The sequence below is a fragment of the Flindersiella endophytica genome, from assembly GCF_054779015.1.
Window position 1 is genome coordinate 689876 of the sequence record NZ_BAAGYY010000024.1, and the last position, 26776, is coordinate 716651.

20 protein-coding genes, 1 other RNA gene and 1 pseudogene are annotated in these 26776 nt (G+C 67.8%); 8 read left to right on the top strand and 14 right to left on the bottom strand.

The features are described from left to right. Positions 1-308 (bottom strand): annotated as a pseudogene (locus tag ACYVF6_RS31010) (adenylyl-sulfate kinase). A 200-nt stretch (positions 309-508) separates the two neighbouring features. Between ACYVF6_RS31010 and ACYVF6_RS31015 the strand changes: the two are divergent. After that, entirely contained in the window at positions 509-1156 is a 648-nt protein-coding gene (locus ACYVF6_RS31015) for a hypothetical protein (RefSeq protein ID WP_460526175.1), read from the top strand. Next, positions 1153-4281: an ATP-binding protein gene (locus ACYVF6_RS31020; RefSeq protein ID WP_460526176.1), complete on the top strand. Its 3129-nt coding sequence runs from the start codon at positions 1153-1155 to the stop codon at positions 4279-4281. Before ACYVF6_RS31015 ends, ACYVF6_RS31020 begins: the two co-directional genes overlap by 4 nt. Positions 4282-4329: 48 nt before the next feature. Here the strand turns inward: ACYVF6_RS31020 and ACYVF6_RS31025 are convergent, their stop codons facing one another. Both ACYVF6_RS31025 and ACYVF6_RS31030 read right to left on the bottom strand, forming a co-directional pair. Beyond that, positions 4330-5157, bottom strand: coding sequence for a Rossmann-fold NAD(P)-binding domain-containing protein (locus ACYVF6_RS31025; protein ID WP_460526177.1), 828 nt, complete (start codon positions 5155-5157; stop codon positions 4330-4332). A gap of 48 nt (positions 5158-5205) precedes the next feature. Then, positions 5206-5388 (bottom strand): hypothetical protein, encoded by a 183-nt coding sequence (locus tag ACYVF6_RS31030; RefSeq protein ID WP_460526178.1) that lies wholly within the window; start codon positions 5386-5388, stop codon positions 5206-5208. Between the two features lie 196 nt (positions 5389-5584). On the opposite strand from ACYVF6_RS31030, the gene ssrA reads away from it, so the two are divergent. From ssrA to ACYVF6_RS31060, 6 genes are all read left to right on the top strand, one after another. Beyond that, positions 5585-5960, top strand: a transfer-messenger RNA (tmRNA) gene (gene ssrA / locus ACYVF6_RS31035). A 179-nt stretch (positions 5961-6139) separates the two neighbouring features. Beyond that, positions 6140-6730, top strand: a complete 591-nt coding sequence (locus ACYVF6_RS31040) for a type IV toxin-antitoxin system AbiEi family antitoxin domain-containing protein (protein WP_460526179.1) — start codon at positions 6140-6142, stop codon at positions 6728-6730. Then, complete coding sequence (locus ACYVF6_RS31045) at positions 6727-7662, top strand: nucleotidyl transferase AbiEii/AbiGii toxin family protein (RefSeq protein ID WP_460526180.1); 936 nt, start codon at positions 6727-6729, stop codon at positions 7660-7662. The genes ACYVF6_RS31040 and ACYVF6_RS31045 overlap by 4 nt, the downstream gene beginning before the upstream one ends. Before the next feature lie 129 nt (positions 7663-7791). Beyond that, positions 7792-8922 (top strand): serine hydrolase domain-containing protein, encoded by a 1131-nt coding sequence (locus ACYVF6_RS31050; RefSeq protein ID WP_460526181.1) that lies wholly within the window; start codon positions 7792-7794, stop codon positions 8920-8922. A gap of 196 nt (positions 8923-9118) precedes the next feature. Beyond that, positions 9119-9979 carry a hypothetical protein gene (locus ACYVF6_RS31055; protein ID WP_460526182.1) on the top strand — a complete coding sequence of 287 codons (861 nt, stop codon included), beginning with the start codon at positions 9119-9121 and terminating at the stop codon, positions 9977-9979. Between the two features lie 90 nt (positions 9980-10069). Then, positions 10070-13936: a phage tail protein gene (locus tag ACYVF6_RS31060; RefSeq protein ID WP_460526183.1), complete on the top strand. Its 3867-nt coding sequence runs from the start codon at positions 10070-10072 to the stop codon at positions 13934-13936. Positions 13937-13960: 24 nt separating this feature from the next. On the opposite strand, the gene ACYVF6_RS31065 is transcribed toward ACYVF6_RS31060, so the two are convergent. The 11 genes from ACYVF6_RS31065 to ACYVF6_RS31115 form a co-directional block, all read right to left on the bottom strand. Further along, the gene (locus ACYVF6_RS31065; RefSeq protein ID WP_460526184.1) at positions 13961-15157 is read right to left on the bottom strand and encodes an ROK family transcriptional regulator; all 1197 of its coding nucleotides are present in this window, start codon (positions 15155-15157) and stop codon (positions 13961-13963) included. 4 nt (positions 15158-15161) lie between these two features. Next, positions 15162-16220, bottom strand: a complete 1059-nt coding sequence (locus ACYVF6_RS31070; protein WP_460526185.1) for an ABC transporter ATP-binding protein — start codon at positions 16218-16220, stop codon at positions 15162-15164. Beyond that, positions 16220-17062: a carbohydrate ABC transporter permease gene (locus ACYVF6_RS31075; protein WP_460526186.1), complete on the bottom strand. Its 843-nt coding sequence runs from the start codon at positions 17060-17062 to the stop codon at positions 16220-16222. Before ACYVF6_RS31075 ends, ACYVF6_RS31070 begins: the two co-directional genes overlap by 1 nt. Before the next feature lie 2 nt (positions 17063-17064). Next, on the bottom strand, positions 17065-17970 hold the full coding sequence (locus ACYVF6_RS31080) for a carbohydrate ABC transporter permease (protein WP_460526187.1): 906 nt from the start codon (positions 17968-17970) through the stop codon (positions 17065-17067). A gap of 1 nt (position 17971) precedes the next feature. Further along, positions 17972-19285 carry a sugar ABC transporter substrate-binding protein gene (locus tag ACYVF6_RS31085; protein ID WP_460526188.1) on the bottom strand — a complete coding sequence of 438 codons (1314 nt, stop codon included), beginning with the start codon at positions 19283-19285 and terminating at the stop codon, positions 17972-17974. Between the two features lie 15 nt (positions 19286-19300). Then, complete coding sequence (locus ACYVF6_RS31090) at positions 19301-20302, bottom strand: Gfo/Idh/MocA family protein (protein WP_460526189.1); 1002 nt, start codon at positions 20300-20302, stop codon at positions 19301-19303. 68 nt (positions 20303-20370) lie between these two features. Continuing rightward, positions 20371-22200, bottom strand: a complete 1830-nt coding sequence (locus ACYVF6_RS31095) for an ABC transporter ATP-binding protein (RefSeq protein WP_460526190.1) — start codon at positions 22198-22200, stop codon at positions 20371-20373. 3 nt (positions 22201-22203) lie between these two features. Next, on the bottom strand, positions 22204-23049 hold the full coding sequence (locus tag ACYVF6_RS31100; RefSeq protein ID WP_460526191.1) for an ABC transporter permease: 846 nt from the start codon (positions 23047-23049) through the stop codon (positions 22204-22206). Continuing rightward, complete coding sequence (locus ACYVF6_RS31105; protein ID WP_460526192.1) at positions 23046-24038, bottom strand: ABC transporter permease; 993 nt, start codon at positions 24036-24038, stop codon at positions 23046-23048. The genes ACYVF6_RS31100 and ACYVF6_RS31105 overlap by 4 nt, the downstream gene beginning before the upstream one ends. Positions 24039-24041: 3 nt before the next feature. Beyond that, entirely contained in the window at positions 24042-25574 is a 1533-nt protein-coding gene (locus ACYVF6_RS31110; RefSeq protein ID WP_460526193.1) for an ABC transporter substrate-binding protein, read from the bottom strand. Positions 25575-25739: 165 nt separating this feature from the next. After that, positions 25740-26756: a LacI family DNA-binding transcriptional regulator gene (locus tag ACYVF6_RS31115; protein WP_460526194.1), complete on the bottom strand. Its 1017-nt coding sequence runs from the start codon at positions 26754-26756 to the stop codon at positions 25740-25742. Positions 26757-26776: the final 20 nt, after the last annotated feature.

Consider the following 26776-nt stretch of genomic DNA (forward strand, 5'->3'; position numbering starts at 1 on the left):
TCACTCCTCGCTCCTCGACGCGGCGTGCGGCGCGACCATCGCGCAGATCACCGCGCCACCGTGCCGCGCGATCTCCGCGGCCACACAGCCGACTCGCCGCGTGTGCGTTTCGCGGTCGACCTGGAGTAGCCGAGGCCGGCGGAGAGCGCCGGTCGTACCAGATCGCCGTCGAGCAAGGTCACCGGGCGGATGGTGCGTTGGTGTACGAGATCCCGCAAGCATTGCGCGACCGTCGTCTTGCCCGAACCCGGCAACCCGCTGAGGAAGACGACCAGCCGTCCATGGTCCGACCACAGCCCTTCAGACACGGCCGAAAACCGCCCAAAGTGGTTCGGTCACGTCGAATTCGTCCTCGCCGGCGGCACCGATGCGGTCTCGGTAGATCGTTCTCGGCAACCCCTGCGAGCGCAAGGAGAACTGTCTACGCTGGGATCTCGGATCGAGCAGATTTGCCGGCACCGACGGCCTCGAGCCGCTCGGTTGACGCCTGTTGAGATGGGAGGGGGGCGTGGTCGTGCAGTTGGAGGCACTGTCCACCAAGGAGCGAGCAGCACTCTTCGTGCTCCTCGCCGAAGCCCGGGAGCTCACCAACGCAGAAATCGAGGAGCGCGTCGGTTTCCGGCTGAGCGGACAGGCACGCATGCGCCTCAACGACCTCAAGCTGGTCGAAAGCCGCAAGGCGGGGCGTATGTACGTCCACGAGCTCACTGACGCGGGGTGGTATCGCTGCACCGACGAGCTTTCCGCGAACTGGGGATCTGCCGCCAAACCGATGGAGCGTGCGCTCTACACCCTGCTCCACGCGCTCGGCCGTTATCTCGACCGGTCCGACCGATCCCTTGCCGACCTCTTCGCTCCGAGCCGGCCGGCCGAGGACAGCGGTCCCGAGACCCGCAGCATCGAAGCGTCGATCTTCGCCGGTTATCAGGAGCTGGCCGGCGAGCCCGGCGACTTCATCAAGCTCTCGCAACTACGCCGCGAGCTCGCCAGCATCGGCCGCGACGAGCTGGACGCGACGCTGGACCGGCTCTACCAGGAGCAATACGTCAACCTGATTCCGCAGTCCAATCAGCGCGCCTTGACGGCGGCGGATCGTGAGTCCGCGCTGCGGATCGGCGGTGAGGACAAGCACCTGATCTCCATAGAGAAACCATGAGCACCCGTGAGCTCGAAGCGCTGAGAGCGCTGACGTTCAACTGGACACGTTCGCAGGAAGACGTTTGGGCGCCTTCGCCCTACCACGTCGAAGGCCTGCACGCCGAGGTCGCCGACCTGATCAGGCGCGGCATCGACGAGGCGGCGGCCGGTCCGGCGTCCAGCCCGCTCGGCATCGCGATCGAGGGCGAACGCGGGGTCGGCAAGACTCACCTGCTCGGCTGGACCCGGCAGCAGGTACAGCGAGCCGGCGGCTACTTCTTCCTGGTCGGCATCTCGTCCAAGCAGACGTTCTGGGAGGAGGTCCTGGGCTCCATCCTCGACGGCCTCCAACCGCACACGGGCGGCGACCAGAGCCAGCTCGAGCGATTACTGGACGACCTCGCCTCGCGTACGAAGCTGACCGGCGCCGTGCGCGAAGCCGTGACCGGCAGGACGCCGCCGGTACGAGCCGACATCGACACGTTCATCGCCGCCCTTCGCGACGTGGACCGCACGGTCGGCCTGACCGCGCAGGACATGGCGCGGGCGCTCGTCCTGCTCGCCTCGCCCGACCAGCAGCACCAGGACATCGGCTACTACTTCCTCACCGGAGACGACGTTGAGCTCAGCGAACGCCGCGCGTGGGGCATCCGGTCCAGGCCGAAGTCGCTGCAGTACCTCATCAACGAGCTGTCCCGGCTGTTCGCCCTGTCCGGGCCGACGGTGGTGGCCGTCGACCAGATCGACGCGCTGATCGACGACGTGAACCGGACCGGGGCCGCGTCCGATCCCGACGGCCTGGTCCCGCAGGTGGCCAGCGGGTTGATGGCCTTACGCGACCTCACCCGCCGCACGCTGACAGTGATCTCCTGCCTACCGGAGAGCTGGAACTACATTCGTACATACGCCGTCGACACGGTCACCGATCGGTTCCGGCCGGCCCGGCAGCTGAAGAACCTGCCCAATCCCGACATCGGGCTCAGCATGATCGCCAAGCGGTTCACGGTGGAGTTCGCGAACGTGGGGTTCGAGCCGCCGTACCCGACCTGGCCGATCCTGCCGGCGGCGTTCGAGGAGTCACGCCGGTTCACCGCCCGCGCGCTGCTGAAGCGGATCGAGGCGCACGTCAACCGCTGCCTGAGCGACGGTGTCGTACGCGAGCTCGACCGGCTCGGCGAGTGGGAGCACGGCAACCTCGCCGAGGGCGGGCCGGCTGTCGACGACGAGGCGTTCGCGCTGCTGGACAAGCGGCTCGCCGAGCTACGGGCGGCCGCCGACGTGGCGGGCGCGTCCGACCCGAAGACCGAGGACACGTGCGTCCCACCGTTGCTCGACGCGGCGCTGGAGGCGTGGATCCGCGAACGAGGCGGCGACGAGCAGGCCTTCGAGCACGACCTGCTGCCGCGTACGAAGAACCCCGCCCTGCACGCGAGTCTCCGGCAGGTCATCGACGAACGTACGGAACGCAAACGACAGTGGGCGTTCCGCGCGATCGGAAGCGACAACGGGCGCAACGTCCAGGCCCGCCTGCGTAATGCGGTGGCGCGGACAGGACTCGACGGCGAGAGTACGGAACGACGGCTGTACGTCCTGCGCAACCAGCGCTGGCCGAGCGGACGGGTCACCGAGCAGGTGACGGCGGACTTCGCGGAGAAGGGCGGCGTGGCGCTCGCCTTCACCGGCGACGACCTGCGTACGTTCGACGCGCTGGGGAAGCTGCTGGCGGAGCGACCGCCTCACCTGGACTCCTGGCTGGTCTCGCGGCAGCCGGCGGGGTCGACCGACCTGCTGGGCAAGGCGCTGGCCGACGTCGCGCCGCGGGCCGCGCCGGAATCTGAGGCCGAGCCCGAACCTGACGTCGCCGGCCCGCCTCGACGGGCCTCGAAACCGAAGCATCGTGGGGATGTGACCGAAGCGCCGGGCGTGCTGGTCGGCACCTCGATGGCCGGCGGCGCGCCAGTGGAGCTCGAGCTCGAGTCGTTACGCAAGCACGCCGTCGTCTTCGCCGGATCGGGATCGGGCAAGACCGTGCTGCTGCGACGCATCGTCGAAGAGTGCGCGCTGCAAGGCGTTTCGGCGATCGTACTCGACCCCAACAACGACCTCGCCCGCCTCGGCGACACGTGGCCGGAGCCTCCGTCGTCGTGGCTGGAGATCGACGCCGAGCGCGCCCGGGAGTTCCACGCGAGCACCGACGTGGTCGTGTGGACCCCGCTGCGCGAGAACGGCCGTCCGTTGGTGTTCCAGCCGCTGCCGGCCTTCGCCGACATCCGCGACGACGAGGACGAGTTCCGGGCCGCGGTCTACGCCGCGGTCGAGGCGGTGGCGCCGCGGGTCAACGCCGACCGGACGTCCGACAAGGCGCGGCTGGAGCGGGCCGTGCTCACGGAGTCGCTGTCGTACTTCGGCCGGATGAGCGACGGCGGCCTGCCGGGCTTCATCGAGATGCTCTCCGATCTGCCCAACCAGGCCAGCGACCTGCCCGGGGCGTACGCTGCCGCCGCCGACCTGGCCAGGCGCCTCGCCGTCGCCCGCGTCAACGACCCCCTCTTCGGTGGCTCGGGCACACCCGCCGACCCGTCGTCGCTGCTGACGCCTGCCCCGGGCAAGCGGGCCAGGATCTCGGTGATCAGCATGGTCGGGTTGCCGTCGGAGCAACAGCGGCAGAGCTTCGTCAACCAGCTGCAGCTGGCCCTGTTCTCGTGGATCAAGAAACATCCGGCGGGCGACCGTCCCCTCGGCGGACTGCTGGTGATGGACGAGGCGCAGACGCTGGCGCCGTCCGCCGGCCGTACGGTGTCGACGCGCAGCACGCTGATGCTGGCGTCGCAGGCGCGGAAGTACGGTCTGGGCCTGGTGTTCGCGACCCAGGCGCCGAAGGGCCTCCACAACCACATCCCCGGCAACGCGACGACGCAGTTCTTCGGCCTGCTCAACCACCCGGTGCAGATCGAGGCCGCACGTTCCCTGGCCCGCGCCAAAGGCGGCGACGTGCCGGACATCAGCCGGCTGAGCCGAGGGCAGTTCTACCTGGCCACGGAAGGGCGGGGGTTCCGCAAGACCCAGGTGCCGATGTGCCTGAGCTACCACCCGTCCAGCCCGCTGACGGAGGAAGAGGTCATCGCCAAGGCTCGGCAGGCTTGAGGGCGGTCAGCCCTGGAGCCGTTTCCAGCGCATCGAAGAGTTGTTACGTCAGACGAACGCGGCGGCGTGGGCGGTGGCCCAGTCGCGGAACGACCGCGGCGGGCGTCCGGTGATCTGCTCGACCGTAGGCAGCACCTGAGACTCGTCGAGTGAGCCGGTGACGTAGAAGTCGAAGAACGCGTCGACGTACTCGCGCGGCATCGACGCCTCCATCGCCGCGCGGGCCTCGTCGTTGGGCTGCGCCTCGAACGTCAGGCGACGGCCGAGGACCTCGCCGAGCACCGCCACGCGTTCGGCGGGTGTGGTCGCCTCCGGGCCGGACAGGTGGTACATCTGGCCCTCGTGCGCACCGCTGGTCAGCGCCACCGCCGCCACCGCGCCGATGTCGGCGGGGTCGATCACCGCGATCCGTACGCCGGCGAACGGCGCCCGCACCGTGTCGCCTGCCCGGAGCTGGTCCGCCCACTCCAGTGAGTTCGTGGCGAACGCACTCGGCCGCAGGATCGTCCACGGCAGACCGGACCGGGTGACCGCGCGTTCGGTCGCGGCCATGTAGCGCGTGACCGCGTTGGTCTCGTCGCCGCTCGCGGCCGAGCCGCCGGACAGCTGTACGACGCGCGCCACGCCGGCGGCCTTGGCCAGCTCCAGCAGCTTCGCCAGGCCGTCGTAGCCGGGAAGGAGGAACACGCCCCGCACGTCCGCGAGATGCGGTTCGAGCGTGTCGGGCCGGTTGAGATCGCCGACGACCGCCCGAGCGCCCTCGGGGACGTGAGACTGGTCGTTGCGTACCAGGGCGCGTACCTCCTCCCCGGCTGCGAGCAGCGCTCGAGTCACCTCACCACCGATGTTTCCCGTGGCGCCCGCGACCAGATACATGTGGCGACCCTCCCCAAGTGCAACGTCAGGAACGGTCGCCAACCCTACCTACCGAAGATGCAGACCGACGCCGAGCAGGACGAGCGGCCACAGGATGATCGCGAGCAGACAGCTGAGGAGCAGCCTGAGCAGACCTGGCGTCAGGTAGTCGTACTGCCACGCGATGACGATGCCGATCACGAGATAGATCAGCGCGATGATGCCGATCGTTCCACGCACGCGTATAGCCATGGGTAGCCTCCTTGGGCCACGTGGGCTAACAGGGTGATCACGAAGTACCCGTCGGCTCCGCGACCATGCGGTGACGGTTCGTGCACGCCGGCCGGCCGCCACCCGGAATAGGGATGCTTCGGGCGAACGTTGTGGGTACGATGGGTGGTGCCGGGCAGGGGTTCGTCACCTGTGCGGTTGCTTGACAACTGAACATGGGGGTGATCGGTTTCGACATCGGACGATCGCTTCAGGAGAAGCGGGCCGAGGACCCAGGGTCATCTCGTTAACGATCCTTGGAAACCAATAAGTGCCAATAACAAGCGCACTGACTTCGCTCTCGCCGCTTAAGGCGAGCTAAACGCGAAGGGTCAGCCCGGGAATGCCTCCTACCCGGAGCCTGGCCTCATCTAGGAGGCTCACCCGCACGGAACGGCCGCGGGGCCGTGCGGGAACACCTAACTGCGGCTGGGCCTGTCGGCGATGTGCTTACGCAAGCGCCGGGGCCGAGTAGAACGACATCGTAAGCTGCGCCCGGAGAAGTCCTGATCCATCGACGATGGACGCGGGTTCAATTCCCGCCACCTCCACTCGGAGAGGGGAGAGGTGTGCTCGCGAAACGCGCGAGCCCACCTCTCCTTCGTCATTTGTACGGGGGGACGACCCCCCGAACCCCCCGCGGACAGCTGTGGTTGCGGTCCGCTGCTTCCTGCGGCACCCCTTCTGGATATAACTGTCGCACGCTTGGTCGTTCTGTGCTACCTTCTTATCCATGACTGCCGGCTGGGAGATGGTTCCTGCCACCTTCACCACTCAGACCGCGCGGCAGCTTGGTGTGCATCCGCGTGACCTGTACAGGCTGCGCGACGACGGCGCCATCGTCGAGCTCTCGCGGGGGGTGTTCCGGCGCGCCGATGCGCCGCCGGCGACCTATCCCGATCTGCTGGCCGTGGCCTATCGGGCGCCGCGTGCGGTCGTGTGCTGCGTGTCCGCGGCGGCCGTCCACGACCTCACCGACGAGCTCCCCGCGGCAACGCAGATCGCCGTGCCCAAGCGGGACCGGCCACCACGCATCTCCTACCCACCGACAGAGGTCTTCCGCTTCGAGGAGTCCGGCTTCGAGCTCGGCTTGTCCAGCCTGCAAGCCGCTGACGGGGAGAGCGTACGAATCTACGATCCGGAACGCACCGTCGTCGACCTGATGCGGCTCCGCCATCGCCTGGGTGAGCCGCTCGCGTACGAGGCGTTACGCCGCTACCTCCGCGGCAGAGGCGCGAAGTCGTCCGTCGTTCTCCGGCTCGCAACCAAGCTCGGCGTCGAGGGACCAGTGCGGCTCGCCCTGGACACGGTGGGCACCGGATGAGCCGGATCACGCGCGAGACGGCTGCGGGGCAGGCCTACCTCGACCTGCAGAATCGTGCCCGCCGGGAGCGGCGTGGAACGCAGGAGCTGCTCACCCTCTACGTCGTCGAGCGTTGGCTGGCCAGGCTGAGCGCCTCGCCGTACGCCGCACAGTTCATCCTCAAGGGCGGCGTGCTGTTGGCGGCCTTCGGCGCACGTCGTCCAACCGCGGACGCCGATACGCTGGCCCGCGATCTGGCCAACGACGATGCGACGATCGCCGCCCGAGTCGTCGAGATCGCACGTGTACGGGCCGACGACGGCGTCGAGTTTCTTCCCGAAACCGTCGCGACGCGCACGATTCGCGACCAGGCGCTCTACGCAGGCGTTCGCGTGACGATGGACGCGAGGATCGCGACCGCGGCAGTGAAGTTCCGGCTGGACGTGAACTTCGGCGATCCGATCACGCCCGCGCCGACGCTGATCGACCTGCCGTCGCTGCGACCTGGGCGAGCGGTCCGCGTCCTCGGGTATCCCATCGAGACCGTCCTCGCCGAGAAGGTCACGACCGCCCTCACCCTCGGCGCTGCCAACACCAGAGTCCGCGACTACGCAGACCTTTACGTGTTGACCGGCCGCCACGACATCACGCATGCCGCGGCGCGCGAGGCGCTGCTGGCGACCGCCGCCTTCCGCGGCACGCGGTTGATGCCACTGTCATCGGCCATCGACAACCTCGTCGACCTCCGGCGGCGCACCTTCACCGCCTACCGAACATCGCTCGGCGTCGACGGTGAGCACCTGCCTTCGAGTCTGGGCGATGTCGTCTCGGCGGTGACAGCGTTCGCGGATCCACTGGTCGTACCGGCCGCGGAGGACACCATGTGGCTGGCGGCGAACCGCCGTTGGGACTCCGGACGCGGTACCACGGTCCGTCCCAGCCCTGCTCGATGACGTTGGCCATCTGAGGATGCCCGGGTCAACTCAGGGGACAAGCGGGGGCGTTCCCGGATATGTCCGGCGCGCGTTCTCCGCCAGGCTCGGTGTTCTGACGAACTGACGAGCTGACGGAAGTGGGTTTGTATGCGGCGGGCACATCGGGCGCTGGTGGCCGCGACGACGGCGTTGGCGGTGATCGCGGTACCCGCGGCCGCGGCGGCGTCGACCGTCTCGCCCCGGAAGGTGGATCGGGGCGGGCCGCAGTCCGAGCTCGATGCCGTCGTGGCGGCGGGTGCGGTTGGCGCGCTGGCCGAGGTGCGGTCCGAACGTGGAGTCTGGCGGGGCACCAGCGGCGTCGCCGAGTTGGGGACGGCGCGGGAGGTGCCGGTCCGCGGGCGGTTCCGGGCCGGCAGCATCACCAAGACGTTCCTCTCCACGGTCGTCCTGCAACTCGTCGACGAAGGCCGGCTGCGACTGGACGACTCCGTCGAGAAGTGGCTGCCCGGCGTCGTTCCGGACGGCGACGGCATCACATTGCGCCAGCTGCTCAACCACACCAGCGGGGTGTACGACTACCTGCGTACGCTGCCGTTCCCGCCGTCGCCGGTGTTCCTGGACAACCGCTGGCGAACCTGGACGCCCGACGAGCTGGTGGCACGAGCGCTGGCCAACCCGCCGACGTTCCCGCCGGGATCGGGCTACTCGTACTCCAACACCGGCTACGCCCTGCTCGGCCAGGTCGTCGAGCGCGCGACCGGCCATTCGTACGACGAGGAGATCGAACGCCGGATCATCCGGCCGCTGCACCTGCACGACACCGAGCTGCCGGGAACCAACCCGCGGATCCGCGGGCCGCATCCGCACGGATACGTGCCGATCGCGCAGCAGCCGGGCGGCGAGCCCGAGCTCGTCGACCTCACCGAGATGAACCCGTCGGTGATGGGCGCGACCGGCGAGGTCATCTCGTCGGCAAGGGACCTCAACCGTTTCTTCGCCGCCCTGCTCGGCGGAAGGTTGCTCCCGCCAAACCTGCTGCGTGAGATGAAGACGCAGGGCATAGAGGGCGGCAAGACGTACGGACTCGGCCTCGCCTGGCACGACACGACCTGCGGCGTCACCGTCTACGGCAACGACGGCGACGCGCTGGCGTACCAGGCCTACTCGTTCACCACCGAGGACCGCAGCCGCCAGGTCACCCTCGCCCTCACCCCCAACTTCCACGGCGACCCCGACGACGCGATCGACGCGTTCCTGGACCGGGCCATCTGCGGCTGACCAGCCGGCAGCGGTTCCGTCCCGGCCAGGCGTGGGCCGGGCGGCGTCAGGTTCGCGCTCGTCTCATCACACGTTCCCCTCGTCTGCTCGAGAGCTGTCGAGCGACAGTCCTTGGACAGCCTGGTTGACGAGCTTCGACGTCAGCGCGTCAAATGGATCAGCCGGCAACTCGCACGCGGAACGGGTGGTGGGGGCCATGCTCGATCGGTTGCGGCGCGTCTTCCTCGATCCGGTGCTCCTGATCGGTGCGCTGATCTCGATCGTGACTCCGCTGGTGTTCTACCAGCGCGGCGCGGAAAGTGAGTTCAGCGTGCTGGTCGGCCTGCTGCTGTTCGCGACCACGCTGCTGCTCCAGCTCATCCTCACCGATCACGAACGCCTGGACCGGCAGACCCTCTACGGCCGGACCGTGGCCGCGTTCGAGAGCACCAGCTGGCTGTCCGCCGACGTACGTCGGATCCTCGGCTTCATGGAAGGCGCCGAACGCCGTTTCCGCGACTCCCCGATCGACGTCGTGTGCCGTAACACGTTCGCGCGGGTCGCATCCGACGTCGCGCAGCTGTCCGAGGGGCACATCAAGCTGCCGGCGCACGAGAAGGGGTTCGCCATCGAGGTCTGCGGGCAGATGCGGCATCACCTTCGGGCGTTGACGATCGAGACCGTCCGGCCGCACTTCTGGCTGACTCCCGTAGGCCGGCAGTACTTCGACGCACAGCGCGAGGCGGTCGCGCGAGGTGTACGTATCGACCGCGTCATCGTGTACGAGGACTGGCATCCCGAACTGGACGCGATCGCCAACGAGCAGCGGTCCGTCGGTATCCACGTGTATCGGGTGAAAGCGTCCCTGCTCACGTCCGACCTCCAGGTGAACACGGGCATCTGGGACGAGGTCTGCGGGTTCGAGACCGAGGTCAACGCGGGCGGCGAGCCGGTCTTCCACCGGTTCACGATCCGCGATTACGAGGTGGCCGCGCTGATCCGCCGGTTCGACAGCGTTTGGGCGATGCGCGAGCAGATACCCGAGCCTGGATCAGAAACGCCGCCGGCAGCAGGGTGACCCTGGTTGCCCTTTCGGGCAACGCGGTCTGCCCTTCGGGCTGCCCACGTACCGGACGGTGGAGCGGCGGCCATCAGTCACCCTCAAGGAATGGGTGGCGCGCGACAGACGGCTGACTCCACCAAGCAAGAGGTCGGCCGGGCTCTTGCCGACGGCAAGCGGAAGACGGCCGACGGCGCGCCACCGCGTGTGATCAGTGGGCCGAACGCCGTACTCGCGCTGCAACGCTACGCAGGCAACCAGGCCGTGAGCGCCCTGATGGCCGCCAAGCTGCGCTCCCCCGCCGAGCAGCAGGGTGTCGAGATCGACACCGCGATCCGCGAGCTACGCCGGGACGAGCCGGCCATCGACCCGGTGGAGAAGGGGCTCAAGGCGGCCCAGCAGACCGGCGTACCCGTCGACCTCGAAGGCACCAAGCCTCCGGCCTCGGCGCTCGCGGTCACCAAGACCGGTTTCGGGCCGAGTGCCGTGCCGGCCAAGCAGCCGGTCCCGCCGCCCAAGAGCGTGGCGCCGGTCAGCCCGCTCGGCAAGGCCGGTGCCAAGGCCCCCAAGCCCACGACCGGCGGAGGCAAGGCGGCGGCGACACCCACCGGCGCGGCTGTCGCGCCCGCGCCGGCCGGCGGAGCCGCGCCCGCGGCCCCCGCTCCCCTGGCGCCCGATCAGTTGCTCCTGCCGCCCGTGCCGCCGACCGACGTACGCCCGGACGCCGACCCAGCCTTCGCGCAGGTCAAGGGCAACCTGAAGGGCTTCGCGAAGAACAAGAAGGCGCACGCGCCGGCCACCGCCAAGGCCAAGGAAGCCCAGGACGCCGCCCTCGCACCGTCCGACGACCTGCAGGGGCAGGCGAAGGCCGCCAAGGTCGACACGATGGACGCCCAGCAACCGGGCACGTTCGACAAGAAGGCCTTCATCGCCGCGGTCAAGGCCGCGATCGAGGCCAAGGCACCCAAGACGCTGACCGAGGCCGACGACCCCAAGTCGACCGGCCAGGTCAAGGGTGACGTCAAAGGCCTGGTCACGCAGGGCAAAGAGGGCCAGGCCAAGGACATCGAGACCGCGACGGACGCGCCGCCGGACACCTCGAAGGCCGTGCCCAAGCCCGTCACGCCGATGGGCCCGGAGAACGCGAGTCCTGCCGTACAGATCCCCGCCGACGGTGCCGTGCCCAAGCCGGCGCCGGCCGAGCAGACCAACCTGCAGGCCGGCAAGGCCGCGGTCAACGAGGAGATGACGACAGCCAACGTCACCGACCAGCAGCTCGAGGAGTCGAACGAGGACGAGTTCAAGCAGGCCCTGTCCGACAAGCAGACCGCCGCTGCCCACGCCGACCGGGCGCCGGCGCAGTTCCGCCAGCAGGAGCAGCAGGTCATCGCCCAGGGCAAGACCGAAGCCACCGCGCAGACGACCGCCGCGACCGCCGGGATGCAGGCCACCCAGGCCGCCGCGCTGGCCGGGCTCGTGGGCGACAAGGGCAAGACGAAGTCGAGGGACGAGGCCAAGCGAGCCGAGGTCACCACCAAGATCCAGGGCATCTTCGCCGCCGCCGAGACCGACGTGAAGAAGCTGCTCGACGGCATCGACCCCAAGGTGGACGCGGCGTTCGAACAGGGCGAGGCGGCAGCGCGCGCGACGTTCGAGAGCTACGTCGCGGCGAAGATGTCGGCGTACAAGAAGGATCGGTATGGCGGCTGGCTCGGCGGCCTGCGCTGGGCCAAGGACAAGCTGCTCGGTATGCCGGACAAGGTGAACGAGTTCTACGAGGCCGGCCGCGAGCTCTACCTCAAGCAGATGGACGGCGTCATCTCGCGCGTCGCCGACATCGTGGGCAACGACCTGACCGCCGCGAAGCTGCGGATCGCCAAGGGACGTGGCGAAATCGCGGAGTACGTCAAGACCCTGCCGAAGGACCTGCAGAAGGTCGGCAGCGAGGAGTCGGAGAAGATCGGTGAACGCTTCGAGCAGCTCGAGAGCGACGTCACCGCCAAGCAGGACGCCACCGTCGAGAACCTCGCATCGAAGTACGTCGAGGCGCGCAAGGGCCTGAACGACCGGATCGAGGAGCTGCAGGCCGAGAACAAGGGCCTGGTGGACAAGGCGATCGACGGCATCAAGGCGGTCATCAACACGATCCGCGAGCTCGTCGACATGCTGACCAACGTGCTCGCCCGCGCGGCCGCCGTGGTCGGCGACATCATCCAGGCGCCGGTGAAGTTCCTCGGCAACCTGATCGCCGGCGTGAAGGGTGGCATCCTCAAGTTCAAGGACAACATCCTCGACCACCTGCGCAAGGGCCTGATGAGCTGGCTGTTCGGCGCGCTGGCCGAGGGTGGCATCGAGCTGCCCGAGACCTTCGACGTCAAGGGCATCGTCAAGCTGCTCGCCTCGATCTTCGGGCTCACCTGGGCCAACATCCGCAACCGCATCGTCAAGCAGGTCGGCGAGCCCGCGATGTCGGCGATCGAAAAGGGCGTCGAGATCTTCCAGATCATCAGTACGCAAGGCGTCGGAGGCCTGTGGGAGAAGCTGGTCGAGAAGGTCGGCGACATCAAGGAGATGATCCTCGAGCAGGTCAAGGAGTTCGTCGTCACGAAGATCATCGTCGCCGGCATCACCTGGCTGATCGGCCTGCTCAACCCGGCGGCGGCGTTCATCAAGGCCTGCAAGCTGATCTACGACATCGTGATGTTCTTCGTGAACAACGGCAGCCGCATCATGAAGTTCGTCAACACCGTGCTCGACTCGGTTGCCGACATCGTACGCGGCAACGTCGGCGGCGTGATCGACAAGATCAACGACGTGCTCGGCCAGATGGTGCCGATCATCATCGGCTTCCTGGCAAGCGCGATCGGCCTCGGCGGGATCGGACAGAAGATCCGCGAGATCATCGAGAAGCTGCAGAAGCCGGTCAACAAGGCACTCGACTTCCTCATCAAGACCGGCCTCAAGGTCGCCGGCCCGATCATCCGCGGCATCAAGGGCATCGGCAGCAAGGTCAAGGCGAAGGTCGCCGCCGGCAAGGCCTGGGTCAAAGGCAAGGTCGACGCGGCCAAGACACGACTCACCGGTGGCGGACGCGAACAGGCCCCTGCCACGCAGCCGGCTGACGGCGCCCACGTCGACCTGCAGAAGCCATTGTCGATGGACGGCGCATCGCACACCCTCTTCGCCAAGACCACCAACGGAAAGCTGCTGATCGAGATGGCCTCCCGCCGCGAGGAGCTCTGGACGCTGCTCGGGCGCGCCGAGGACGAGGCAACGGAGCTGGAAAAGGCGAACACCCCCAAGAAGGGTCTGCGGAAGGCGCTCAAGAAGGTCTACGAGCCTCTCGGCCGTGCCACGACCCTGCACGACTCGACCTATCAGGGCGTGAAGATGACCGCCGATATCGAGCGGAGGATCAACGAGGATGTCGTGCTGGCCGCTGGTCTGCTCGCCGACATCGGCCGCGACTTCGGGCTGAAGAGCCTGGCGCACCTGGGACACGCCTCGGAGTGGGTGACGATCGAAGGCGAGCTCAAGACCGGCTACCGCGGGACGTCCTTCCGGCCCAAGGTCTACGGCAGCTGGGACTCCAACAACAAGACCGGTGGCAAGTACCGCGACGCGCAGTTCAACCGGCTGCGCGCGCTCATCCCTGCCGGCTCACCCGAACTGGCCGACAGCGACGCGTACCACTGCCCGGAGTGCAAGAAGATCCAGATCGACAAGGCCAAGACCGCTGGAGAGCTGACGCTCGACCACAGTCCATCTGTCGTGAACCACTGGAAGACCACCGGCAACAACTGCAGCCAGGTCGAACGCAACGACTGGTACAACGGCAAGGGTCCAAGTGGCGCCAAACTGGATCCGATGTGCCGCAGCTGCAACTCCGGCAAGGGCGGCGGGGAGGAAGACCCGAAGTCCTACAAGGTCGGCCGGAAGTTCCGCGGCAAGGACGAAGGCGTGGCCCCGCCGTAGGAAGCTCCTCTCGAGTCACCGGTCTCACACGCGGAGGTGCAGGGTGTGGGAGATCACCAGCCCTGCCGCGCCCAGCAGGGTGGCGTCGTCGAGGTCGGAGGGGATGATGGTGGGGCGGCCGGAGGGGTGCATCGGGGTGAGGTCGCGCGCGTGCGACTCGATCGCCGCGCGGAAGTCGTCGGTCGTGTGGGCGGCGTCGCCATGGAGGAGGAAGACCTCCGGCGCCAAGGTCTGGTGGAGGTTGGCGATGCCGTAGGCCAGGTTGCGGGCATAGCGGTCCAGGAGCTCCGCTGCCGGCGACGACCCCTCAGCGGCCAGCCCCGCAAGGCGTTCCGCCGTCATCCGGGTCGCGGACGGCAGGCCGAGAAGCTTCGCTTCCGCACGCAGCCAGCGATACGTCGCCAAGGTCTCCCAGCATCCGACCTGCCCGCAACGGCATCGTTCACCGGAGACGGCGACCGTGGTGTGGCCGACCTCGCCGCCGAGGCCGCCCGGGCCGCGGTGGATGCGCCCGTCGATGACGAAGCCGGCGCCGAGCGCCTCACCGGTGTACAGCGACACGAACGAGTCGCGCCCGCGCCCCAGTCCGAACCACAGGTCGCCCAGCGCCTGCACGCGCGGATGCACGTCGATGTACGTCGGCAGGTCCAGGCGCGAGGACACCACGGCGCCGAGCGGTGCGCCGTGCAGACCCGGCGCCAGGTTGATCTCGACGATCGTCCCTTCGTCGGCGTCGACCATGCCCGCGACCGCGATCCCCACGCCGAGCGGACGCGTACGCGCCGCCTCGATCACGTTCGCCAGGCAGTCGGCGACCAGGGACAGCACTGCGGCGCTGTCCCGCGTCGACGGCCGGAACGTCGCCGACGTCTCGGAAAGCATCCGGCCGTCCGCGCTGACCAACGCGGCCCGGACCCGGCCCGGCAACAGGTGCGCGGCGGCGATGGGCGGCGACGCCGGCGTGAACCACAACGGCCGCGCGGGCTTGCCGCCGGCGGCCGAGCTCGCCACCGGTTCCTGTTCGGCCAGCAAACCCGAGTCCAGCAAGGGCTGCACGATCGCCTGGATCGTCCCGCGGGGTACGCCGAGCACGCGCGCGAGCCCGGCGCGTGACTGCGGCCCGAGCTCGTACAGCGTCTGCAGCACCCTGGCCCGGTTGACCTCACCCACCCGGGTCGGTGTGATCAGGCGGGAACGCACGGGCTGATGGTTCGTCGGCACTCGCCTATCCTCTCCGAACACCGGTCTCAGCGTCGAAGACATGGACGATCGCGCCGGATGTGTCGAGCGACAGCTCGTCGCCCACACGCACCCGTCCGAATCCGCCGGTACGGACGACCAGCGAACTGTCGCCCACCGCGACGGTGACGTCGGTCGCCGCACCCATCGGCTCGACCAGCTGAACGGTCGCGCGAACACTGTCGTCCGCCCGCGCCGGCCGCAGCACGAGCTCCTCCGGCCGCAGTCCCACCCGAGCCCGCGCCGGAACGTCGCCCGGTGCCTGGAGTACGAGAGCTCCCGCGACCCGCACGCGCCGCTCGGAAAGGCGTTCGGCGTCGAACAGGTTCATCCGCGGCTTGCCGACGAAGCCCGCGACGAACTCCGTCGCCGGCCGCCGGTAGATCTCCTCCGGCGAGCCGTACTGCTCCAGCCGGCCGCCGTTCAGCACCGCGATCCGATCCGAGAGCGACAGCGCCTCCTCCTGGTCGTGCGTGACGTAAACGCTCGTCGCGCCCAGCTCCAGGTGCAGCCGCTTGATCTCGCTACGCGTCTGGTCCCGCAACAGCGCGTCCAGGTTGGACAACGGCTCGTCGAACAGGAAGACACTCGGCCGCCGGACGATCGCCCGCCCGAGCGCGACCCGCTGCCGTTGCCCGCCCGACAACGCGCGCGGCTTGCGCTCCAGCAGGTGGGCGATGTCGAGCCGCTGCGCGGCCGAGCGAATCCGCGTCTCGATCTCCGGCTTCGGCGTCCTGCGCATCCGCAGGCCGAACGCCATGTTCTCGTACACGGACTTGTGCGGGTACAACGCGTAGTCCTGGAAGACGAACGCGAGGTCCCGCTTGTCCGGAGGCAGCTCGTCGACCCGGTTGCCGTCGATCGTGATCGTGCCGGCGTCGAGCTCCTCCAACCCTGCGACGAGGTTCAGCGTCGTCGACTTGCCGCACCCGGACGGTCCGAGCAACGTGACGAACTCACCCGCCTCCACGACGAACGACAGGTCGTGCACGACGCCGACCTGACCGAACGACTTGTGTACGTCCGAGAGGACGATCCGGCCCATCAGCCCTTCACCGCACCTTCTGTCAGTCCTCGTACGATCCACCGCTGGAACACCAGCGCCAGCAGCAGAACGGGGATGGTCGTGATGAAACCCGCGGTCGCCGCCGACTTGTAGTCCAGGGCGAACAGGCCCTGGAACTGCGCCGCGCGCACCGGCAGTGTCACCGCACGGTCACTGGTCAGCACGAGCGCGAGGAAGAAGTCGCTCCACGCCGTGATGAACGCGAAGATGGCGGTCGCCGCCAGCCCGGTCGCCGAGAGCGGGAGGACGATCCACACCAGCGCCTGCAGGCGGTTGCACCCGTCGATCCGGGCCGCCCGCTCGAGGCTCGGCGGGAGGTCCTGCATGAAGCCGACCAGCATCCACACCACGACCGGGAGGATGAACGCGGTGTAGGTGACGATCAGCCCTTGCTGGGTGTCCAGCCAGCCGAACGTCCGCAGAATAAGGAAGAGCGGCACGGCCAGCACGATCGCCGGAATCATCTGCGTCGCCAGGATCGACAGCAACAGCACCCGCTGGCCACGGAACCTGAACCGGGCGAACGCATACGCCGCCGGCGCGCCGAGCACGACACACAGCACCGTCGTCGCCGCCGCGACCACCGCGGAGTTGAACATCGGAAGGTAGAAGCTCGGATCGGCCAGCAGGGATCGGTACTTCTCCAGGCTCACCGCCGAGAAGTCGATCCGCGGCGGCATCCGGGTCAGGTCCCCCGCCGGCAGCACGCTGGTGAGCAGCATCCACGCCAGCGGAGCCAGGACGTAGCCCATCGCCACGAGCAGCAGCACCCAGTGAACGACCTTGCCCGCAAGCCGTCTGCGTTGTGCCACAGTCGTCATCGTCACCGCCCTCCCGACGCCGGAGAGTCCCGCAACAGCCTGGTGTATCCGGCGGCCAGCAGCAGGATGACGAGCATCAGGACGATCGCGACCGCCGCGCCGTAGCCGGTGTTGAGGAACTTGAACGTCTGCAGATAGCCGTAGTAGTTGGCCATCGTGGTGCCGCGAGCCGGACCACCCTGGGTCAGGACGTAGACCGTGTCGAAGATCTTGATCGACCACAGGGTCTGCGCGATCAGCGCGAACACGAGTTGGTAGCGCACACCAGGCAGCGTCACGTGCACGAACCTCGACCATGAGCCGGCACCGTCGATCCGCGCCGCGCGGTACAGGCTGTCGGGGATGCCCTGCAGGCCGGCGATCAGCAGCAGCGTGAGGAACGGCAGCAGCTTCCAGAGCTCGGCGAAGGCGACGGAGTTCATCGCGAGCCACTGCGTGCCGAGCCACGCGATGTTCTGGTCGATCAGCCCGAGCCCGCGACCGACCGCGTTCAGCACGCCCCAGTTCGGGTCGTAGATGAACTTCCACATGATGCCGTTGACGACCGGAGGCACGGCCCACGGAACGAGCAGCAGCGTACGAGCGACCGCTCGGCCCTTGAACTGGCGGTTGAGCAGGATGGCGAGCCCGAGCGCGATCACCAACCCGAGCGCGACTGTCACGACGGTGAAGTACGCCGTCCGGCCCAGCGCCGCCCAGAACTCACCCGTGCTCGCGAGCCGGACGTAGTTGTCGAGCCCGCTGAACGGAGCCGCGCCCGCCCTGGACTCGATCCGGTCGTGCAGCGAGAGCCAGCCCGCGTAACCGACCGGGTAGACCAGGATGACGGCGACCGTGAGGACGGCCGGCAGCGCGAGCAGCAGTGCGAAGCGGCGATCGCCGGTACGTACATGATGTGCGGTCGCCATGTCAGCTGTGCTTGTCGATGATCTGCTGTGCCTTCGCCGCCGAGGACTCCAGGGCTTCCGCGGGCTCCAGCTGGCCGAGCATGGCCTTGGTGATGTTCGCGGAGAGATCCTCGACGACTTCGTTGTACCAGGGAGCGCCGTAGCGGCGGACGGCGTACTTCGACTGCTCGGCGTAGGTCTCGACGACCGGCAACGCGTTCACGACCTGCTCGTCCCGCATCACGGCCGTGGAGACCGGCAGCCAGCCTTCCTGCAGGACCATGGTGCGTTGCACCGCGGGAGTCGTGACGAACTTCAGCCACTCCATCGCGGGTCCCTTGTTCTTGGAGAAGGCGTTGATCGCGAAGCCTTCCGAGCCGTCGATCGAGGCGCTGCGTACCTTGATGCCGGGAATGATGGCGTTGCCCAGCGTCTGTTTGGTGAGCGTAGATCCCTTCGCCATCGCGCGGGCGTACTGGAACGGCCAGTTGAAGACGACCGCCGTCTGCCCGTTGACGAAGAACGTCGAGAGGTCGTCGGAGTGCGTGATCTGCAGGCTGGTGGGTGCCATCAGTTTGCTGGTGTTGCGCAGGTCGACCAGGCGTTTCAGCGCGTCGACACCTGCGGCACCGGCGAACGTAGGGCGGTTGTGATCGTCGTACATCGTTCCGCCGTCGCACAGGAGCGTACGCAGGAAGTTCTGGTACGCGCCGTCGACGTTGCCCATGTCGCAGGTGAAGCCGTACCGGCCGCCGGTCGTCGTCTTCTCCAGCACGGAAAGGAACTCCGGCCAGGACGCCGGGGGCGCGTCCGGGTCGACGCCCGCGGCCTCGAACAGCTTCTTGTTGTAGAACATCGTCTGCACGCTGGCGAACTTCGGCAGTCCGAACGCCTGGCCGTTCCAGCTCACCGCGTCCAGCGCCGACTGGTTCAGGTCGTCCGGCACGTCGGCCTTGTCGATCGGCTCGAGCCAGCCGGCCTGACCGAACTCCGCGCTCCAGGCGGCCCAGGTCATCACGACGTCGTAGGAGGAGTCGCGGGCCGCGAACAGGGTCGCCAGGCGGTCGTGCAGGTCGTTGACGTTCAGCTGTTCGTAGCGAACGACCTCGATACCCGTCTTCTTCTCGAAGTCGGCGATCACGCTCTTCTTGAAGAGGGCGTTGGTGTTGTCGTCCAGGATCCTGATCTGCTTCTTGCCGCCGGAGCTCGACGGCTTGGTCGTCTCCGGCGTACAGGCCGCCGCGGCCGTCGCGGTGAGCCCGCCGAGGGCGGCGCCGGCGTAGGAAAGCATTCGCCGGCGAGAGATCTGGGCTGGAACGGATGACGAGTTGGACATGAGAACTCCTGCGAGCTACGTGAGCTGGATGGGTTCCCCCGAAACGACACTGGCGTGGACCGCCGCCACGACGTCCGTGACGAGCACCGCCTCCGCGATGGACGGCACGTCCACGGCCCTCCCTGCCAGCAGGTCGGCGAAGCACTGGGCGATCTCGGCCGCGACGCCGGTGATCCGGCCGCCGACGTCGAGTGTGCTGTGGTGCAGCCACTTCCAGGCCGGTCCGGCGTAGTGGACGCCGCTGTCGGAGCCGTCGACGCGCAAGGTTCCCTTGCTGCCAACGATTTCGAAGCGGAAGTCGAAGACGCTGGGGTAGGACTCGGGCAGCACCCAGTGCGACTGCAGCGCGAGCGTGGTGTCGTCGTCGAACGTCACGAGCGCGTGGATGCCGTCGTAGGTGTCGACCCCGGCTTTGACCAGCTCGCGGCGCAGCCCTGTGGCGTAGACCGTCCGGGGCTGGTTCCCCGACAGCCACAGCGCGAGGTCGACCGTGTGCGGCATGAGGAACCACGCCGGAGTGCTCCGGTCGGCCCACGAGAGCATCTGCTCCGGAACGAAACGCGTGTCGTTCAGGTGGGCTGTCTGGAACAGGACGTCGCCCAGCGCCTGCTCGTCGATCTGCTGCCGCGCGACGACGAACTTCGGGTTCCACCGGTTCTCGAAGGCGACCATGGCCCGCACGCCGGCCTCGGAGACGGTCTGCTGGATCTCGCGGGCCTGTCCGGGATCGGTCGCCAACGGCTTCTCGATCAGGAGGTTCACCCCTGCCCGGGCACCGTCGACCGCCGCATCGCGGTGTGCGAAGTCCGGCGTGGCGACCACCAGACCGTCGAGCACGTGCGCGGCGAGCAGGTCCTGGTGGTTCTTGTGGAGCTGAGCACCGAACCCGGCCGCGACCTGCTCAGCAGCCGGCGACGGATCCGCGAACGCGACGATACGTACGTCCGGGCACTGTCGCAGCGCCGAGGCGAACAACTGCCCGCGGATCCCCGCACCGACCACACCGACGTCAACCATGTATGTATGGAACCATGCCATACCTTCGATGTCCAGCCCCGTTCGCGAGCGAAACAGAGACGTAACGCTCAGGCGAACGGGTTGGGGATGGCCTCCAGCAGTTCGCGGGTGTAGGCGTCCTGCGCGTCGCGGATGACGGAGAGGGTGTCGCCGGACTCGACGAGTTTGCCGTGGTGGAGGACGAGCACCTGGTCGGCCAGGACGCGGGCGCTCAGCAGGTCGTGCGTGATGTACAGCATCGCGATGTCGCGGGAACGTACCAGCGAGTCCAGCAGCTCGAGGATCTCCGCGCGGATCGACACGTCCAGCATCGACACCGGCTCGTCCGCCACGATGATCGACGGTTCGGGCGCGAGCGCTCGCGCCACCACCACCCGCTGCTGCTGGCCGCCCGACAGCTGGTGCGGGAACTTCGCCGCGTCCGACGTCGACAGGCCCACGGTTTCGAGCAGTTCGGTCACCCGCCCGGCCAGTGCTGAGCCCCGCAGGCCCTGGTAGTTGGCCACCGGCCGGCTCAACGTGTGGCCCACCGTCCGCACCGGATTCAGCGCGGCGAACGGGTCCTGGAACACCAGCTGCACGTTCTTCCGGTACGCCCGCAGCCGCCGCCCGCGCAGGCGGTCCACCCGCACCGACCCGAACGACACCGACCCCGAGTCGGGCTTCTCGACGCCGGTGACGAGCTTCGCGATCGTGCTCTTCCCGCTGCCGCTCTGCCCCACCAAGGCGGTCACCGAGCCCGCCCGCAAGGCGAACGAGACGTCGTCGACGGCCACAGTCTCCGTCACCGTCAGCCCTCGCCGGGTGCGGTAGACGCGGTTCACGCCGTCGACCCGCAGCACCTCCGCGGCAGAAGCAGACGCGGCTCGCCGCAACGCGCCCGCCGACTTGGCGAAGACCTCGCCGTCCGCCGCCGTACGCGAGTAGCCGCCGCTGTAGGCCGCCTCGGCCACATGGCACGCCGCCTCCCCCGGTCCCATCCGCAACAGCGCGGGCTCGGTCGTACGGCAGACGTCGATCGCTTCCTTGCAGCGCGGCGCGAACATGCACCCGGCCAACGGCCCGCCGAGATCCGGCGGCCGCCCGGGAATGTAGGCGATCTCCACCGTCTCCGACCGCGGATCGGCATAGGCGCCCAGCAAACCCCTTGTATATGGGTGGATCGGCGACGACAGCATCGACGCCGCCGCCTGGTCCTCCACGATCTTCCCGGCGTACATCACCATCACCCGGTCCGACACCTCCATCACGGTGCCGAGGTCATGGCTGATCAGCATCACCGCGAAGCCCAGCCGGCGTTGGAGCGCGCGTACGTTCGACAGGATCGACCGCTGCACGATGACGTCGAGCCCTGTCGTCGGCTCGTCCAGCAGGACGAACCGCGGCTCCAGCGCCAGCGCCAGCGCCAGGCACACCCGCTGCTTCATCCCGCCCGACAGCTCGTGCGGATAGAACCGCATGTAGTGCGGCTCGAGCATCACCATCGCCAGCAACTCGGCGATCCGCTCCCGCACCGCCTCGCCACGGAGGGCAGTGTGCTCCTCGATCACGTCGCGGAACTGCGTCTCGATGTTCAGCACGGGGTTCAGCGAGTTCATCGAACTCTGGAACACCGTCGAGATGTCGCGCCACCGCAGCTCCCGCAGCGACTCCTCCGACGCCGTGGTGATGTCCTTGCCGTCGAAGCGGATCGCGCCGCCGCTGATCCGCCCTGGATAAGGCAACAACCGCAGCAACGCGTTGCCCAGCGTCGTCTTCCCACTGCCGGACTCGCCGAGTAGGCCGACGAACTCACCGTCACGCAACTCGAACGATACCGAACGTACCGCCCGTGTCGGCCGCCGGTGTTCGGAGCCGTAGCTCACCGACAGGTCCGAAACCTCGAGCAACTGGGTCATGCCTCATGCCTCCCGCAGGTGCGGATTGCTCAACGCGTCCACACCGAAGTTGACGAGCGTCAGCGACGTCAGCAGCAACGCGATGCACAGACCCGGCGCGCCGAGCCAGATCCACTGCCCGGTGAGCATCGCGCCCGAGTTGTTCGCCCAGTAGAGCATCGTCCCCCAGCTCACCGTCGTCGGGTCGCCAAGGCCGAGAAACTCCAAGCCCGCTTCGGCTCCGATCGCCCCACCGGCCGCGCCGAGGAAGCCCGCGACGACGAGCGACATCATGTTCGGCATGATCTCGCGGAACACGATCCGGATCGTCCCGTCGCCGGCGAACCGCGCGGCGGTGATGTAGTCGCGCGACCGCAGCGTCATGATCTGTGCCCGCTTCACCCGCGCGCCCCACGCCCAACCGGTGATGGAGATGACGAACACGATCAGGCCCAGCCCGCGCACCGGAGAGTACGCGGCGATCGTGATCATCAATGGCAGCACGGGAACGACCAGCGCCAGGTTGATGACGAACGACAGCACCTCGTCGACCCAGCCCTGCAGATAGCCGGCCGAGAGGCCGATCAGCAAGGCGATGATCGTGACCAACAGGCCGGCCAGCAGGCCCACGATGATGGACGTCCGCGCGCCGTAGATCAGCTGGGACAGCATGTCCTGCCCGGCCGCCGTCGTGCCCAGCAGGTGCTTCCCGTTCGGTGGCAACGACGAGCCGAAGTCGGTCACCTTCGGGTCGAACGGCGCCAGCAAAGGCGCGAACGCGCCGGCGAGCACGAACACCGCCAGCATGATCAAGCCGGCCCGGCTCTTGCCGTTCGACCACAGGATCGACGCCCAGGAAGCAGATCTCATGCCTGCGCCTCCCGCCGGACCCGCGGATCGAGCACGCCGTACAGCATGTCGGCGAGCAGGTTCGCCAGCAGCACGCCGACCGTGATGAACAGGAAAAGTGTCTGCATCAACGGGTAGTCCCGGTTGGACACCGCGTCGAACATCAGCTTCCCCATGCCTGGATAGCCGAAAATCATCTCGACCAGCACCGTGCCGCCGAGGATACCGCCGAGCGACATCGCGAACCCCGTGACGTTCGGCAGCACCGCCACGCGCGCGCTGTAGGCCAGCGCGACCCGTCGAGGCCGGAGGCCCTTGGCCTGCGCGAGCCTGGTGTAGTCCTCGCCGAGCGTGTGCACCATGTTGTTGCGCATGCCGAGGATCCAGCCGATCGGTGCCGTGACGAGCAACGACAGCGCCGGCAGAATCGAGTGGTACGCCGCGTCGGACAGGAACGCCGGCGACCACCCCGGCGTCGTCTCGCTGTATCCACCCGCCTCCGGGAACCACCGCAGCGTGAACGCGAACACGTAAATGAGAATGAGCGCGATCCAGAAGAACGGAAGCGTGCCGAGGAACGTCGATCCCAGGCTGACAACCGAGTCGAACTTCCCGTTACGCTTCCACGCCGCCGCCGCGCCCAGCAGCGTGCCGGCCACGAACCCGACGATCTGGGTGACGCCCACCAGCACGATCGTCCACGGCATCGCCTGCCCGACCATGTGCATGACGGTGTAGGGAAAATAGGTGTACGAAAGCCCGAAGTCCAACCGCACGACGGACTTGAGGTAGTCGACGTACTGCTCGAAGATGCTCCCGGTCGGCAGGCCGAGCATGACCTGGACCGCCTTCACCGCGGCCGGGTCGATCGACTCGCTCTGCCCCGCCAACCGGGACACCATGCTCTGTGCCGGATCTCCCGGCTGGAGCCGCGGGATGATGAAGTTCAACGTCACCGCGGCCCACAGCGTCAGGAAGAAGAACGCGATCCGGCGTAGGAAATACGCCATCTGTTACCCGCCCGTTGCCGGCCGGAGCTTCGTGATGACCAGCAGCTGGTCGTCCGGGTACGAGGTCTGGTTCTCCTTGCTCGGCCAGCCGACCGCCTTGGCCGTGCGGTACTCATACCAGATCGCGCCGTACCACAGCGGGACGACGGGGTAGTCGTCGACCATGATCTGCTGCAGCTGCTGGACGATCTGCTTCTGCTGCGCCTCGTCCTCGGCCTTGGCCAGTTGACCGATCAGCTCGTCGGTCTTCGGATCCTTCCAGCGCTCGACGTTCGTGGCCGCGGGCTTGCCGACAGGTGCGGTCTGCGAGCTCGCCAGCAGGTTGTTGTAGGCCTGGTAGATGTTGCAGCCACCGCCGAACACCTCGAACGCCATCTCGAAGTTGCCAGTCTTGCGATCGTTGTCGACAACCTCGAACTGTGGCGTCTGTACCTGGATCTCGATGCCGATGTCACGCAGGTTCTTCTGGATGATCTGCGCGGCTTGCACCCAGTCGACCCAGCCGTTCGGCGTCTTGAACGAGAACGTCGGCAACGGCTTGCCGTCCTTGCCGGCCAGCTTTCCGCCCACCGTCTTGTAGCCGGCGTCGGCGAGGATCTGCTTGGCCTTGGCAGGGTCGTACGGAATCTTGCCGTCGTTCTCGATACCTGGCGCCAGCCAGTCCTTCTGTGCCGGCACGACGAGGCCGGTCTGGCTCGCCGTCTCGACGTAGCCGAACTGTGCCTTGTCGCGGATCTCCTCGCGGTCGATGGCGTAGGCGATCGCCTTGCGGAACTCCACGTCGTCGAACGGAGCCTTGGTGAGGTTCAGGTAGAAGCTGATCAGCCCGCCCGGCGGGAACCAGTACTTGTTGTGCTTCGGATCCTTTGCCACGAAGGTCTTCTCGACCTCGGGCACGAACATCGCGTTCCAGTCGTACTCACCGCGCCCCAGTCGCAGCTTGTCGACCTCGGCACCACCGGTGGCCTTCTTGAACATCAGCCGCTGGACCTTGATCTGGTCGGCCTGCCAGTACGCGGGGTTGCGCTCGAGGACGAGCTGCTGGCCGTTCATGCTCTTCACCTTGAACGGGCCTGTGCCGACCGCACCGGTGTTGGTGAACTTCGCCGGGTCGGCTTCCTTCGCCCAGATGTGCTCGGGAACGATCCGGACCTCGCTGATCTGGGCCAGTGTCGGGATGGCCGGTTCCTTGAACTCGAACGTCACGGTCGAGTCGCCGGAGGCCGAGACGCTCGACAGCTTCCCCCACAGGCCGTTGGTGTCGAGCGCGGGGCTCTTTTTCAGCAGGTTGAACGTGAACGCCACATCCTTGGCGCTGAAGGGCTTGCCGTCCGACCACTTCACACCGGAACGGGTCTTGACGACCAGCTTCGTGGGGCCGGCCCAGTCGTAGGACGTGCCGAGCCATGGAGTCAGCTCGCACTTCGCCTTGTTCATCACGAACAGCGGCTCGAACGTGAACGTCGTCGTGAGCGCTGTCGGGGAGTAGGGGTTGTAGTTGGCCTGGGGCGCGTTTCCGCCTCCGAAGTCACCCATATTGAGCTGGGCGATCATTCCGCCGGAGTTGGCCGACGAACCGGATGTCGAGTCGCCTCGCTGACAGGCCGCTGTCGCCGCCAGGAGAAGTGCAATCGATCCCACAGTGGCAAGTCGTGTGAATCTGTTCTGCATGGCTGGAACCCTCCCGGCTCCGTGCTTGGATCAGCTCTCTACGTCACCGCAACCACAGCTCCCCCGGATGACCAGCTGGGTTTCGAGTACACGATCGAGCGTCGCGTCGATCCGTCCGTCGATGTGCCCCAGCAGCAAGCGCGCGGTCTCCGCCCCGAGCTCGCGCATCGGCTGGTGCACAGTGGTCAGCCCCGAGGCCATCAGGCCGGCCATCGGGATGTCGTCGAATCCGGTCACCGCCACGTCCTGCGGCACCCGGATTCCCTTGTCCATAAGAGCGACGATCACGCCGAGCGCGGTCTCGTCGTTCGCGCAGACGATGCCCTGCGGCAGCGGCTCGCCCGATTCGAGCAGCCGGCTGCACGCGATGAACCCGTCGGACTGTTGCAGCCCGACGCGAATGGGTTCGACGGGCCCGGCGAGTCCGGCGCGACGATGCGCCTGCAGGAAGCCCTGCCAGCGGTACGTTGTGTCCGGCGATCCGTCGGGGTGTCCGACGAACGCGAGCCGTTCGAGAGAGTGGTCCGCCAGCAGGTGGGTGGTGAGCCTGGCCGCGGCCGAGACGTTCTCGGTTCGCACGGTCGGCACGCCTACGAGCGGACGGCTGGCCAGTTGCAGCACGGGTTCACCGCGGTCCTGCAGCCGGCGTACCGAGTCGTCGGGCAGGACCCCGCCCATGACCGCGAGCCCGTCGACTCGGTCGGCCATGTCGAAGATCAGGTCGACCGACTCGTGCAGCAGGTGCGTGCCCATGATGAGCACGGACACCTTGGCCTGGACGGCCTCTTCCTCGAAACCGTTGATGACCTCGGAGTAGTAGGGACCGGACAGGCCGGGAAACACGATGCCCAGTGCGGCGTGCCGCTGTTCGACCAGCGCCCTGCCCAACCGGCTCGGGCGGAACCCGTGCCGGTCGATCGCCTCCTGCACCTTTCGCCTGGTCTCCGGCGACACCTGGCCGACACCGCGAGCAACCCGTGACACTGTCGCGATCGACACACCGGCTTCGCGTGCGATCGCCTGCAATGTGGGTCCGCTCTTGACCATCTCGCCGCCGTCGTCCAGAG

Excerpts from the sequence above, each read along its gene's own strand:
- ACYVF6_RS31020 (WP_460526176.1), top strand. The coding sequence starts at position 1,153 with ATGAGCACCCGTGAGCTCGAAGCGCTGAGAGCGCTGACGTTCAACTGG.
- ACYVF6_RS31060 (WP_460526183.1), top strand. The coding sequence starts at position 10,070 with ATGGGTGGCGCGCGACAGACGGCTGACTCCACCAAGCAAGAGGTCGGC.
- ACYVF6_RS31080 (WP_460526187.1), bottom strand. The coding sequence starts at position 17,970 with ATGGCGACCGCACATCATGTACGTACCGGCGATCGCCGCTTCGCACTG.
- ACYVF6_RS31075 (WP_460526186.1), bottom strand. The coding sequence starts at position 17,062 with ATGACGACTGTGGCACAACGCAGACGGCTTGCGGGCAAGGTCGTTCAC.
- ACYVF6_RS31110 (WP_460526193.1), bottom strand. The coding sequence starts at position 25,574 with ATGGGTGACTTCGGAGGCGGAAACGCGCCCCAGGCCAACTACAACCCC.
- ACYVF6_RS31095 (WP_460526190.1), bottom strand. The coding sequence starts at position 22,200 with ATGACCCAGTTGCTCGAGGTTTCGGACCTGTCGGTGAGCTACGGCTCC.
- ACYVF6_RS31025 (WP_460526177.1), bottom strand. The coding sequence starts at position 5,157 with ATGTATCTGGTCGCGGGCGCCACGGGAAACATCGGTGGTGAGGTGACT.
- ACYVF6_RS31115 (WP_460526194.1), bottom strand. The coding sequence starts at position 26,756 with ATGGTCAAGAGCGGACCCACATTGCAGGCGATCGCACGCGAAGCCGGT.
- ACYVF6_RS31085 (WP_460526188.1), bottom strand. The coding sequence starts at position 19,285 with ATGTCCAACTCGTCATCCGTTCCAGCCCAGATCTCTCGCCGGCGAATG.
- ACYVF6_RS31045 (WP_460526180.1), top strand. The coding sequence starts at position 6,727 with ATGAGCCGGATCACGCGCGAGACGGCTGCGGGGCAGGCCTACCTCGAC.
- ACYVF6_RS31090 (WP_460526189.1), bottom strand. The coding sequence starts at position 20,302 with ATGGTTGACGTCGGTGTGGTCGGTGCGGGGATCCGCGGGCAGTTGTTC.
- ACYVF6_RS31040 (WP_460526179.1), top strand. The coding sequence starts at position 6,140 with ATGACTGCCGGCTGGGAGATGGTTCCTGCCACCTTCACCACTCAGACC.
- ACYVF6_RS31030 (WP_460526178.1), bottom strand. The coding sequence starts at position 5,388 with ATGGCTATACGCGTGCGTGGAACGATCGGCATCATCGCGCTGATCTAT.
- ACYVF6_RS31070 (WP_460526185.1), bottom strand. The coding sequence starts at position 16,220 with ATGGGCCGGATCGTCCTCTCGGACGTACACAAGTCGTTCGGTCAGGTC.
- ACYVF6_RS31100 (WP_460526191.1), bottom strand. The coding sequence starts at position 23,049 with ATGAGATCTGCTTCCTGGGCGTCGATCCTGTGGTCGAACGGCAAGAGC.
- ACYVF6_RS31105 (WP_460526192.1), bottom strand. The coding sequence starts at position 24,038 with ATGGCGTATTTCCTACGCCGGATCGCGTTCTTCTTCCTGACGCTGTGG.
- ACYVF6_RS31055 (WP_460526182.1), top strand. The coding sequence starts at position 9,119 with ATGCTCGATCGGTTGCGGCGCGTCTTCCTCGATCCGGTGCTCCTGATC.
- ACYVF6_RS31050 (WP_460526181.1), top strand. The coding sequence starts at position 7,792 with ATGCGGCGGGCACATCGGGCGCTGGTGGCCGCGACGACGGCGTTGGCG.